9 protein-coding genes are annotated in these 12,161 nt (G+C 67.1%); 7 read left to right on the plus strand and 2 right to left on the minus strand.

Features of this window, described 5'->3' with window-relative positions:
• The first annotated feature begins 157 nt into the window (after positions 1-157).
• On the plus strand, positions 158-940 hold the full coding sequence (locus OG474_RS29070; RefSeq protein ID WP_405056773.1) for a CAP domain-containing protein: 783 nt from the start codon (positions 158-160) through the stop codon (positions 938-940).
• A gap of 7 nt (positions 941-947) precedes the next feature.
• Here the strand turns inward: OG474_RS29070 and OG474_RS29075 are convergent, their stop codons facing one another.
• Positions 948-2,030, minus strand: coding sequence for a DNA glycosylase AlkZ-like family protein (locus tag OG474_RS29075; protein WP_405056774.1), 1,083 nt, complete (start codon positions 2,028-2,030; stop codon positions 948-950).
• 1,407 nt (positions 2,031-3,437) lie between these two features.
• On the opposite strand from OG474_RS29075, the gene OG474_RS29080 reads away from it, so the two are divergent.
• The gene (locus OG474_RS29080; RefSeq protein WP_405056775.1) at positions 3,438-3,854 is read left to right on the plus strand and encodes a YbhB/YbcL family Raf kinase inhibitor-like protein; all 417 of its coding nucleotides are present in this window, start codon (positions 3,438-3,440) and stop codon (positions 3,852-3,854) included.
• 9 nt (positions 3,855-3,863) lie between these two features.
• Here OG474_RS29080 and OG474_RS29085 read toward each other — a convergent pair whose 3' ends face one another.
• The gene (locus tag OG474_RS29085; protein WP_405056776.1) at positions 3,864-4,613 is read right to left on the minus strand and encodes an ANTAR domain-containing protein; all 750 of its coding nucleotides are present in this window, start codon (positions 4,611-4,613) and stop codon (positions 3,864-3,866) included.
• Positions 4,614-4,770: 157 nt separating this feature from the next.
• On the opposite strand from OG474_RS29085, the gene OG474_RS29090 reads away from it, so the two are divergent.
• The 5 genes from OG474_RS29090 to OG474_RS29110 all read left to right on the plus strand — a co-directional run bounded on the left by OG474_RS29090 (position 4,771) and on the right by OG474_RS29110 (position 12,144).
• A complete protein-coding gene (locus OG474_RS29090) occupies positions 4,771-6,435 on the plus strand; it encodes an alpha-amylase family protein (protein ID WP_405056777.1) in 1,665 nt (554 codons plus the stop codon).
• Positions 6,436-6,550: 115 nt separating this feature from the next.
• Positions 6,551-7,366: a SigB/SigF/SigG family RNA polymerase sigma factor gene (locus tag OG474_RS29095; protein ID WP_405056778.1), complete on the plus strand. Its 816-nt coding sequence runs from the start codon at positions 6,551-6,553 to the stop codon at positions 7,364-7,366.
• A gap of 78 nt (positions 7,367-7,444) precedes the next feature.
• The gene (locus OG474_RS29100; RefSeq protein WP_405056779.1) at positions 7,445-8,053 is read left to right on the plus strand and encodes an NAD(P)-dependent oxidoreductase; all 609 of its coding nucleotides are present in this window, start codon (positions 7,445-7,447) and stop codon (positions 8,051-8,053) included.
• Between the two features lie 120 nt (positions 8,054-8,173).
• Positions 8,174-11,410, plus strand: a complete 3,237-nt coding sequence (locus tag OG474_RS29105; RefSeq protein WP_405056780.1) for a discoidin domain-containing protein — start codon at positions 8,174-8,176, stop codon at positions 11,408-11,410.
• Between the two features lie 11 nt (positions 11,411-11,421).
• Entirely contained in the window at positions 11,422-12,144 is a 723-nt protein-coding gene (locus OG474_RS29110; protein WP_405056781.1) for a FadR/GntR family transcriptional regulator, read from the plus strand.
• Positions 12,145-12,161 lie beyond the last annotated feature (17 nt).

Genomic DNA, 12,161 nt, shown 5'->3' on the forward strand with positions numbered 1-12,161 from the left:
GTAGTTTTACATTCAATTGCTTCAAGCAACTAATGAAGATCTCCCTTCGGAGGGTCTCCGAATGGAGATTCTCCGGATGCCGACAAAATCTTCGGTGAAGGTAAAGACCCTCGGCGAATGTGTAACGCCCGCGAAGGTGTCGATTAGCTTCCATTACGTGACGGATCCAGTCGACAGGACCCAGGACGACGAGCCGCTACTGCGGGAGCGGCGGAGGCGGGTGGCCACAGCTCCGCTGATCGGGGCGCTGCTGGTGCTCGGGCTGGTCGCGGTCGGCGGCTGGTACGTGGCCCGCGACCCGAAGCAGACGGTCGCGGTCCGCCAGCGCACCATCGTGCAGAACAAGGTGACGGCGCATCCGGTCGTGCTGAGATCAACCCCCACTCCGACGCCTTCGCCCACCAGGTCACCCCGGGTGAAACCATCAGCGAAACCGACTCCGACTCCGCCCCTGACGCACCCGTCGACGACCCGGCCCCGGCCGAGGCCGACCCCTCCGCCGCCGACGACTGCCAAGCCGCCGCCGAAGCCGCCCGTGCCCAGCGGCTCGCCGCAAGCCCGGGAGATTCTGCGGCTCACGAACACCGAGCGGGCCAACGCCGGCTGCCGTCCCCTGCAACTGAACAGCGCGCTCACTCAGGCAGCCCAGAACCACGCGACGGACATGGTCGCGCACCACTACTTCGCCCACAACAGCCAAGACGGCCGCACCCCCGCCGACCGAATGCGAGCAGCCGGCTTCGGCGGCACCTCGACAGCCGAGAACCTCGCCACCGGATCACGCGACCCAGCAGCCGTCGTGAACGCCTGGATGAACAACGAAACCGACCGCGCCAACCTCCTGAACTGCGCCTTCACCATGCTCGGCGTCGGCTACGACAGCGGCCGCATCAAGTCCAAATGGAGCGCCGGAACCTGGACCCAGGACCTCGGCACCTGAACCGCGATCACTGCTGGATGTCGGCCGGGCCGAGCCAGTTGGCGAGGTTGTCCAGTTCTCCTTGGACGGCGTTGCGCACCTTGCGGGTGAACGGGATGTCTTCGTGGATCGCGTTCACCCGGAGGACCGAGGCTTTGCGGTCGGCGATGGCGTCGAGCTTCCCGACGAGTTGGTCGCCGTGCAGGATCGGGAGGGCGAAGTAGCCCCAGCGGCGTTTGGCGGCCGGCTTGTACATCTCCAGGGTGTACTCGAAGTCGAACAGCTCCTCCGCGCGGCCGCGGTTGTGGATCAGGCGGTCGAAGGGCGACAGGAACGCCGTACGGGGCTCGAAGTCGTTGGCTTCGAGAGCGGCGGGATCCACTCGCCACTCACCCTTGGTGCCCTCGACCTCGACCGGCTCACCGACGGGACCGACCGTCCAGGGCTCGACCGGCACCTCGGTGCCTGTCGCGCGGGCGATTCCGAGCGAGCGGAGTCGGCGCTCGTTCTTGATCCGAGTCGCTTCCTCGACGGTCGGGATGACGAGGTCAGGCGGGTAGACCCGCTCGGGCAGATCCCACTTGCGTTCGCGACCTACCCGGCCGGCGATGGCGACCTCGCCGCGAGCGATCAGGCAGTCGAGCATCTTGGTGATGTTGCGAGAGTTGCTCCAGCCGGTCGACGCCCACGGCTCGACCGAGGTGTCCGGGATCTCGCGCGAAGTCATCGGCCCCCGCTCGCCGAGCAGCTCCAGGATGTCGCGCCGGAAGCCGTCGTTCTTCCGCATCCAGTCGCGGGCCCGCTCCCACGTCGGCTCGTCCTCTGCACCAGCCAGATACAACGCGACATCGCTCGTCGGCCGGATCAACGCGTTGAACTCGAACAGCGTCCGATCCACCTCCACCGCCTGCCGCAACTGCGCCGGCGCATACGAAGTCCCCAACCGGCTCCACGCGACCAGGTCCACATTCGGAGCGATCGCCGCCGTCGGATCGATCTGCAGCAACGTCAACTCGTGAACCATCGCCACCAGATCCGTCGGCCGATCCGCCGTCAACAACTGAGCCCGTACGGCGATCCGCCGCGCCTGCGCCCTCGTCAACCGAACCACTGCCACTCCCACCTGCCGCCAACCCGATCAGCCCACCGTACGACAACCCGCAGACAGTTCGCGGAACCTCGTACGCGACGTGGGGACCTGAGCGGTCCCGGCCGCTTCGGCATGCAGTGGGCGGCGACCAGCCACCCGCCGACCCCACCGGCCGCATCCCAACGAGCAAAAGCCCGGCTTTGCGGGGATCTGCTGCCGCTGAGAGGCAGTAGATCCCCGCAGAGTTGGTCGGTGTGCCCCCGATTCGCGCCGCGCCGGACAGGCCGGACACGTATGCGGTGGTTGGTCGCCGCGGCGGCCGATTTGCTGAAGCGCTAGGTGGGCGTGGTCTGGGGTTGAGGGGGATGGCGGGGTCGGTGACCGCGTGCCCGGTCGTTTGAGCTTCCGGGCTTCGGTTGCGGTCCCGGAAAACGAGGGGATCTCCCCGCAAGTTGCTGGTTCTCCCCTCAATATTTGAGCAGAGAAGGGCCCATTTGAACGGATATCCAGTGAAATTCCGCACGCTGGCAGCCGACCCGGACCGCAGTGGTCAGCCACGGCGGCGGGTCAGCTGACAGGCCTCCTCATCGCTGGCCGCAACCACAGCCCGTCAGCCACAAGCAACGGGGAACCTCGGTCACCGACCGCACCATCCCCCTCAACCACAGACCGCCCCAGCCACACCGCTTCAGGTAATACCGGCCGCAGCGGCGACCAGCCACCGCGTACGCCCCCGGCCGAATCGGAGCGGCGGGACGGGACGAGCACCTTCGGGGAGGAGGGGTTCCTGCCCAGGCAAAGTCCTCAGCTACCGCGACCGACCACGTACCGCGATATCGCTCCCCAAACCGGTTCGGGGAGAGGTCCGCCCTCCCGGAGAGCGAACCGGGGAGCATTAACCCCCCGAATCGGTCTCAAATCCTCCCCGAACCGGTTTGGGGAGGATGCCGCCTGCCAACGCGCAACAGGCTCCCAGCGACAGCAGCTCCCCGCAGACCCGCACCAACGACTCCGGGCACGAGATCCACGGAGATCTACTGCCACGGAGCGGCCGTAAACATCCGTGAACCGGCCACAACCCGAGCAGCTGTGGCTAACGTCCGAAGGACGGGAGGGGCCCCTCTCCGATCGTTCGGACGTTGTGGAGGGGCGGTGGTTAACGTCCGAAGGAGCGGAGGGGCCTGTCTCCGATCTTTCGGACGTTGGGGTGGTGGGTGAGGGGTCGGGGAAGCGTAAGGGTCGGCGGGGGTGGTTCGTGGTTAGCGTGGGGGGATGGGGCGATCGAGACTGGCGATTGTTGTTGTGTTGCTTGTGGCTGGGGTTGCGGGGTGCTCGGAGGAGGAGGGTACGGCGGGTGGGCCTGATGATGGGAGGTTTGCCGTGGTGGCTGGGGAGGGGTTCCATGCTGATGGGAGCTTTGATGCGCGGATGACTTGTGACGGGGCGGGGGATTACTCGCCGCCGCTGGTGTTTCGGCATGCTCCGGGGGGAACGGTTGAGCTGGTGTTGTCGATGGTGGATCTCGACAAGAAGAGTCCGTCGGGGGACGCGTTGATTCATTGGGTGGAGTGGGCGATCCCCGCTGATTCGGGTGGGCTTGCGGAGCACACCAAGCCCGAGGAGGCCCGGGAGGCGTTGAGCGATCTTGGCGAGGCGACGTACAACGGGCCCTGTCCGCCGGCCGGGCAGACGCATCACTACCAGTTCACGTTGCTGGCGTTGTCACGACGGATCGATCTGCCGTACGGGTCGCCTGCTCGCACTGTTCTCGCGGCGGCGGAGAGCAGGGTGATCGGCCGCGCGACCCTGACGGCCACCTACCACCGAGGCGCCGCCGGCTCCTGAGCGACAGGCTCAGCGGGGGAGACGGCGGGTGTCGATGAGTTGCTGGGCGACGTCGCGGAGTTTGGTGTTGGTGTCCTGGGAGTAGCGGCGCAGGATCGCGAAGGCGCGGTCGCCGTCGATGGCGTAGCGCTCCATCAGGATGCCCATGGCCTGGCCGACCAGCTTGCGAGCGTCGACGGCGGCGGACATCGTCTCCTCGTGCCGCGCCGTGGCGACCGCGACCGAGGCGTGCCGGGCGAGGATGTGCGCGATCGCTTCTTCGTCGGCACCGAAGGCGTCCGGGTGCGCGCTGTAAAGGCCCAGTACGCCGACTGTGCCGGCCGAGGTGGTCAGCGGTACGTCGAGCACGCTCCGCACGCCGAGCTCAACCACCCTCGCCGCCCAGTCGGGCCAGCGTGGATCCGAGACCGTGTCACCGACCAGGACCGTTGTCCGGTGCTTCATCGACTCGGTGAGGGGACCGGCGGTGCCGCTCGCCTGCAGCTGGTAGATGTCCGCGACGACCGGATCGGTGACGGCCGGAATCTCCAACCGACCACCGCGGACGACCAGCGCAACCCCCGCGTGCGAGCAGTCCAGGGCCTGCAGAGCGAACTCGACGACCGCCTGGACGGTCTCGTCGACCCCGTCCGTGTCGTGGAGCTCGACCGCCAGCCGGGCGAACTGCGCCGCGGCGGCGTTATCGACAAGAGCGAGCGGGGGTGTGGGCTCCTCAGGGTCCTCGAACCCGGAGGCCATGGCCCGGCCGACGTGATCCATGCCCCCATGATCCCGCAACCGGCCAATCCCGAAAAGTGACCGGATTCAGAAGCCCGGCTCTCGCGGGCATCTCGGGCCTCCTGATCGAGTCGTACGCCGGGGCCGGTACCCAGCGGCCTGACGAGTACGCCGGGGGTCGCGGGGGCACGGGGAGTTCATGCGACTGACCGAGACGGCCGATGTCTGGTGGAAGAACGCGGTGATCTACTGCCTCGATGTCGAGACGTTCTTCGACACCGACGGTGATGGTGTGGGCGACCTGCGCGGTGTCGGTCAGCGGATCGATCACCTGGCCGATCTGGGGGTGACCTGCCTGTGGCTGATGCCGTTCTATCCGACGCCGGATCGCGACGACGGCTATGACATCATCGACTTCTACGGCGTCGATCCGCGCCTGGGCACGCATGGTGATCTGGTCGAGCTGATCACGCTGGCTCAGGATCGCGGGATCCGGGTGATCGCGGACCTGGTCGTCAACCACACCTCCGACGCGCATCCGTGGTTCCAGAGCGCCCGGGCGTCGCGGGAGTCGCCGTACCGGGGCTGGTATGTGTGGCGGGACGAGCCGCCGGCCAACCAGCACGAGGGCATCGTCTTCCCGGATCAGGAGACGAGCTTGTGGGAGTACGACGAGGAGGCCGGGCAGTACTACCTGCATCAGTTCTACAAGCATCAGCCGGACCTCGACATCGCCAACGCCGAGGTCCGCGAGGAGATTCAGCGCGTGATCGGCTTCTGGTCGCAGCTCGGGCTGTCCGGCTTCCGGGTGGACGCCGTACCGTTCCTGCTGGATACGACCGGCGCGGTCGACGCCGGGGCGCTGCCGGATCCGCACGACTACCTGCGCGATCTGCGCGCGTTCCTGGACCGGCGGCGCAGCCAGTCGATGCTGCTCGGCGAGGTCAATCTGGAGTATCCCGACGTACGGCGCTTCTTCGGTGACGAGGACGGCGACGAACTCACCATGTGTTTCGACTTCATCGGGATGCAGCGGCTGTATCTGTCGCTGGCCCGCAACGACCCGGCCGAGCTGGTGAAGGCCTTGCGGGAGCGCCCGCCGGCCGCGGAACAAGGCCAGTGGGGAACGTTCGTGCGCAATCACGATGAGCTGACGCTGGACAAACTGTCCGATGCCGAGCGGCAAGAGGTGTTCGACGCGTTCGGGCCGGACAAGGACATGCAGCTGTACGGTCGTGGCCTGCGCCGGAGGTTGCCGCCGATGCTCGGCAACGACCAGGCCCGGCTGAAGATGGTCTACAGCCTGCTGTTCTCCTTGCCCGGTACGCCGGTGCTCTTCTACGGCGAGGAGATCGGGATGGGGGAGAACCTCGCGATCGAGGGCCGCGGCGCAGTGCGATCGCCGATGCAATGGACGGCTGGGCCGAACGGCGGCTTCTCCACGGCCGATCCGTCGAAGCTCGCGGCCCCCGTCACCGAGGGGGAGTTCGGCCCCGAGCACGTCAACGTGGCCGCTCAACGCCGCGACCCGGACTCGTTGCTGAACTGGATCAAGCTGCTGGTACGGCGTTATCGCGAGTGCCCGGAGCTGTCGTGGGGTGAATGCACGATCCTCGAGCACGGCGCGGCGGGCGTGTTCGCGCACCGATCGACGTACGAGGACGGGGTCGTCGTCACCGCGCACAACTTCGGCGCCGAGGCCGCCCGGATCACCCTGAAGATCGCCGCTGTCGGGACCGCCGTCGACCTGCTCCGGGATGCCAGCACCGAGGTAGCCGACGACGGCACACTCACCCTGGAACTGGAACCGCACGCGTCCCGCTGGCTGCGCGTAGTCCGCCCAGGCGACCGCTACCTTCTCTAGCCGAGATGCATGAGATCGAGCCGGCTGGGTAATGTGGAAACATCCTTTGACCGCGGTCCAGATGTGTGCCGCGCCGTGACGTGATTGTCGCGAGGTCAAAATGACTGTTTCTGTGATGAGTGTTGGTCAGCAGTCGGTGCCGACGAAGTGTTCGTCGGCCGGAGATCGGGCCGCCCGCGAGGCGGCGACGGCAGAGTTGTTCGAGGCTCGTGCCGAGGCCGTGGATCCGGTGGAGCAGCAGGTGTTGCTCGAGCGGATCGTGGAGCTGAATCTGGAGATCGCGCGGGGGATCGCGCAGCGGTTCCGTGGGCGTGGGGTCGAGGTCGAGGATCTCGAGCAGGTGGCGTGCGTGGGTCTGCTGAAGGCGGCGACGAACTACCGGCTGGACGCGGAGACGCCGTTCATCGGGTACGCCGTACCGACGATCCGCGGCGAGGTACGGCGGTACTTCCGGGACTCGGCGTGGACGGTGCGGATCCCGCGGCGGTTGCAGGAGTTGCAGGGCCTGGTGTCGGCGAAGCTGCCGGAGTTGGAGCAGGAGCTGGGCCGGGAGCCGTCGACCGAGGAGCTCGCCGAGTACCTCGGGGTCGAGGTCGATGAAGTGGAGCAGGCGCTGGCGGCGAAGGGTTGCTTCAACACGCTGTCGCTGGATCGGCCGGCCGAGGAGAACGGTCTGAGTCTGGCCGACGTCGTGGCCGACGAGGACGATGTCGCGGTCAGCCAACTGGAGGCCGTGGACATGCTGCAACCGGTGCTGGAGGACCTCAGCGCGCGTGAGCGCCGGATCCTCGAACTACGGTTCATCGAAGGCTGGACTCAGTCCGACATCGGTGCCGAGATCGGTGTCAGTCAGATGCAGGTGTCCCGGCTGCTGCGGCGCACGCTCACCGACCTGCGCGAACGGCTGTCCCCGCTGTCGACAGCAGCCTGAGGATAGTTGCGTCTCGGTAAGGTTCTAGTTGCCAAAGATGCATTTGAGGTTAGGTGATGAGGTTCATAGGGTTTTGGTATGAACCTCATCATTCTTGCGGCGTCCGGGCGGACCGGGCTGGCGCTGACTCGGCAGGCGTTGCGGCGCGGCCATCTCGTGACGGCGATCGCGCGTGACCCGGAGCGCATTGCGGTCCCGGATTCGGACCGGCTGCGCAAGGTTGTGGGCGACGTGAACGATCCGGCGAGCATCGCCGCGGTCATCGACGCTGAATCGGTGGTGCTGTCCGGACTCGGCACGGATCGGGCCGGCGGGCTGCTCGCCGGAGCCAAGGCGGTGGTGGCTGCCGGGCCGCGACGGATCATCTGGCTTGGTGCGTATGGCACTGGCGAGTCCACTGCGGCTGCGGGCGAGGCGTCCGGTGTGCTGGCGAAGCTGCTGGGTGATCGGCTCGGCGACAAGGTTGAGGCGGACGACGCCATTTTGGTTGCTGGGGGCACCGTCTTCCATGCCGGCCTGCTCGCCGACGGTCCGGAGAGTCCCGGTCGGCGCACGGTCGGTCTGGACTCGGCGCCGCCGTTCGACCTGGGAACGACGGTCACCCGGGAGACCGTCGCCGCGGCGATGCTCGACGAAGCCGAGACGCCCCGCTTCCTCGGCGTGGTGGCCCTGCCCCTGACTGAGTGAAGGATCAGATCTATTGTGACCAGAATGGCGATAGATCTGTTCGATCTTCCCAAGACGAGCCGGAACTGTCAGAGTGTGCGGATCAATTGACCTGATCTATCCGTCAAGATAGGTGCCGCCATGCCGCGTTCCGTCCGCCGGCTTCTTGCCGTCCTGGTCAGCCTCGCGCTGCCCGCAGTCGTTGTGCCCGTCGCCTCCGCAGCCGCGGTGACGACCCTGTACGTCGCTCCGTCCGGCGGCTCGGGGTCCGGGAGTCTGGCGCGGCCGTTCGGGTCGCTCGAGCAGGCGCGGGACGAGGCCCGCAAGCTCACGAAGAACCAGCGCGCGGACATCCGCGTCGTACTCCTGGCCGGTGACTACCAGCGGACCAGCACCTTCCAGCTGACCAGCGCCGACTCCGGGCGGAACGGGCATCAGGTGATCTACCAGGCGCAGCCCGGCGCCAAGGTGACGGTGAACGGCGGCCGGCTGGTGACCGGCTGGACGCTCTCCGATCCGGCGAAGAGCATCTACAAGGCGCACGTCGGCGCGATCGACTTCCGCCAGCTCTATGTGAACGGCGAGCGGCAGCAGCGCGCTCGCGGTCCCGAGAACCCGCCCGGCTGGTCGAAGACGGCCACCGGCTACACCGACAGCACGCAGAGCATGGTCGGCTGGAAGAACCAGGGCGACATCGAGGTCAACAGCCGTTGGGGCTGGATGCACTACCGCTGCCCGATCCAGTCGATCGCCGGAACGACGGTCACGATGCAGCAGCCCTGCTACAAGAACGCCAACCTGCACAAGGGCGAGGAGATCCAGAACCCGACCTGGATCGAGAACGCCTACGAGCTGCTGGACACGCCTGGTGAGTGGTACCTCGACAAGAGCTCCGGCGACGTCTACTACCTGGGTCCGAACCCGGCGAACGCGAGTGTCGTCGTTCCGCAGGTGCAGGACCTGGTCAACGTCACCGGGACCCTGACGAACCCGGTGCAGAACATCCGCTTCGACGGCATCACGTTCTCCTACTCGACCTGGCTCGACCCGAGCAGCGACGACGGGATGGTCGAGGGTCAGGCCGGCTTCCGGATCAACGGGCCGAACTGGCGCGACTTCGACCACTCCCGTCTGTACTGGGAGAAGACCCCCGGCGCCGTGAATGTGGGCTACAGCCGGAACGTCTCCTTCACCGGCAGTACGTTCACTCATCTCGGCGCGGTCGGGCTGAACCTGAACACCGGTTCGCAGGGCACCACGATCCGCGGCAACGTCTTCCGTGACATCGCCGCGACCGGCATCCAGGTCGGCGGCACCGACATCATCGACCACCACCCGGACGACGTCCGCGCGATCACCAAGGACAACCTGGTCAGCAACAACCTGATCACCAAGGCCGCGGCCGACTACTCCGGTTCGCTGGCGATCATGGCGGGCTACACCGAGCACACGGTGATCGAGCACAACAAGATCTACGACCTGCCCTACAGCGGGATCTCGGTCGGGTGGGGCTGGGGCAACACCGATGTCGGCGGCGACACCAACTACCCGGGCAACTTCGGCATCCCGATCTACGACACCCCGACGACCGCCAAGAACAACATCGTCCGCGACAACGCGATCAGCGACATCATGAAGCGGCAGGCCGACGGTGGGGCGATCTACACCCTGAGCATGCAGCCCGGCAGCGTTGTCTCCGGCAACTACATCAAGAACACCCCGAGCCCGGCGTACGGCGCGATCTACCACGACGAAGGCAGTCGCGACTTCACCACGACCGAGAACGCGCTCTGCAACGTGCAGGCGTTGTGGCTGTTCCTCAACCACGGCCTGAACATCGATGCCCAACGCAACTTCACCACCCAGCCGCGGTCGGCGACCCAGGCGAACACCATTGATTCGACGATCGCCAACAACCCCGTGGTCCCGAGCTGCGACCAGTTGCCGGCGTCGATCGTCAACAACGCCGGCCTCGAAGCGGCGTACCGGTATCTCGACCCGCAGCCGGTGCCGACCGACCGGATCGCACCGACCGCACCCGGCAGGCCGACCGTCCGGACGAACTTCCCGACGATCGCCGACCTGACCTGGCCGGCATCGACCGACCAGACCGGCGTCACCGGCTACTCGGTCTACGCGAACGGCAAGCTGGTCAGCGCCTCGCAGGGTGCGTCAGCGCGCGTCACCGGGCTCGTCTCCGGTCAGCGCTACTCCTTCACGATCACCGCTCGCGATGCCGCAGGCAACGAGTCCTGCGTCAGTTCGGCCATCGCCATCACCATGCCGGCCAGCGAGGACATTGCCCTCGGCAAGAACGTCACCGCGTCCTCGTTCTCCGAGCCGAACGTTCCGGCGCTGGCCGTCGACGGCAAGCTGTCCACGCGCTGGGCCCAAGGCCTCGGTCTCCCGGATCCGTCCTGGTTGCAGGTGGACCTTGGCGCCCAGTACGACGTCAGTGGCGTGATCACGACCTTCGAACTCAGCACCGGATACCGCTACAAGCTCGAGGTCTCGTCCGACGCGAGCGACTGGATCACCTTCGAGGACCACACGGCCACCGCAACGACGCAGTCGGACAACTACGCCTCGCTGCCGACGTCCGTCCGGGGCCGCTTTCTCCGGCTGACCATCGTCGGCTCGAACTTCAACGGCGGCAGCATCTACGAGATCGAGGCCTACGGGAAGTTTGCGACGGTGACACCCGATCAGCAGCCGCCGGCCGCGCTGCCGAAGCCGACGGTGAACGTGCTGCTGCCGACCACGCTCGACCTGAGCTGGCCGACCGGCACCGACAACGTGGGCGTGACCAGCTACGTGGTCTACCAGGACGGCCAGAAGATCGCGACCACGCCGCTGAACCAGTTCCGGGTCGACGGTCTGACCGCCGGCTCCAGCCACAGCTTCACCGTGGTCGCCCGGGATGCCAACCTCAACGCGGCCCCGGCCAGCCCGCCCGCCGACGTGATCATGCCTGCCGAAGCGGGACTCGCGGTCGGCAAGCCGGTCACAGTCTCGTCGTACTCGGACCCGAACGTCCCCGCGCTCGGTGTCGACGGCGACCTGAACACCCGGTGGGCGCAAGGACTCGGGCTGCCGGACCCGTCCTGGTTCCAGGTCGACCTCGGTACGCCGACCTCGGTGAAGAGCGTCGTGACGAACTTCGAGCTGCCGAGCGGGTACAAGTACAAGGTGGAGTACTCGCTCGACGGCACCGCGTGGTCGATGTTCGACGACCACACCGCGGTGGCGACGAGTGTCCGCCGCAACCCGTCGATCCGGACGGTTCCGGTGCAGGCGAGATATGTTCGTCTGACCGTTGTCGGCTCGAACTTCAACGGTGGCAGCATCTACGAACTTCAGGTCTACGGCGGTTTCTGATTGGCAGGCGGATGAACGACTCACAGGCATACCGGCCGGGGTACGAGGTGGTGGCCGAGCAGCTGCTCGGGTACATCGCCGAGCAGGGCCTCCGGCCGGGTGACCGGTTACCGACCGAGAAGGGGCTGGCCGAGATCCTCGGTACCGGCCGGTCGGTGACCCGCGAGGCGATCAAGGTCCTCGCGGCCCTCGGACGGGTCGCCGTACGGAAGGGTGCGGGCATCTACGTGTCCGTGCCCTCCAATCCGGACGCGGACAGCCAGGTCGGGTATTTCCAGCCGACCGACCTGGCGCATGTCGCGATGCTCTTCGACCACCGGCGCCTGATCGAGGCGGAGTCAGCGCGGCTGGCCGCCGCCCTCGCCCGGCCGCCGCAGGTCCGGGCGATCCGGGCTGCCGCCGAGGCCTCGGTCGAGGCGCATCGCGATCACGTCGCCTTCCGGCACCAGGACAGGTTGTTCCACGACGCCGTGGCCGAGGCGTCCGCCAACGTCTTCCTCCAGGCCGCCGTCACGTCGCTACGCGACTTCAAAGAGCAGTCCGACCGGCTGCTGTTCGCCGGCGGGCTGCCGGGCTCGCTCGAGGTCGCCGCGCAGCAACACGTGAACATCGCCGACGCGATCGCCGCCGGCGACCCGGACAAAGCCGGTACGGCGATGCTCCGGCACATCGACACCACCCAGGCCCAGTTCGAGCAGCGCATCCAAGACCGCCTGAAGGCAGCCCCGCAGTAGCCCGGTCGCGATAAAGG

Origin of the sequence: Kribbella sp. NBC_01505 (genome assembly GCF_045040285.1) — a bacterium.
Classification (GTDB): Bacteria; Actinomycetota; Actinomycetes; order Propionibacteriales; family Kribbellaceae; genus Kribbella.

What these genes read in the sequence shown, in the direction of transcription:
- OG474_RS29090 (WP_405056777.1), top strand. Translation starts at nt 4,771, where the DNA reads ATGCGACTGACCGAGACGGCCGATGTCTGGTGGAAGAACGCGGTGATC.
- OG474_RS29095 (WP_405056778.1), top strand. Translation starts at nt 6,551, where the DNA reads ATGAGTGTTGGTCAGCAGTCGGTGCCGACGAAGTGTTCGTCGGCCGGA.
- OG474_RS29080 (WP_405056775.1), top strand. Translation starts at nt 3,438, where the DNA reads ATGACTTGTGACGGGGCGGGGGATTACTCGCCGCCGCTGGTGTTTCGG.
- OG474_RS29085 (WP_405056776.1), bottom strand. Translation starts at nt 4,613, where the DNA reads ATGGATCACGTCGGCCGGGCCATGGCCTCCGGGTTCGAGGACCCTGAG.
- OG474_RS29105 (WP_405056780.1), top strand. Translation starts at nt 8,174, where the DNA reads ATGCCGCGTTCCGTCCGCCGGCTTCTTGCCGTCCTGGTCAGCCTCGCG.
- OG474_RS29100 (WP_405056779.1), top strand. Translation starts at nt 7,445, where the DNA reads ATGAACCTCATCATTCTTGCGGCGTCCGGGCGGACCGGGCTGGCGCTG.
- OG474_RS29110 (WP_405056781.1), top strand. Translation starts at nt 11,422, where the DNA reads ATGAACGACTCACAGGCATACCGGCCGGGGTACGAGGTGGTGGCCGAG.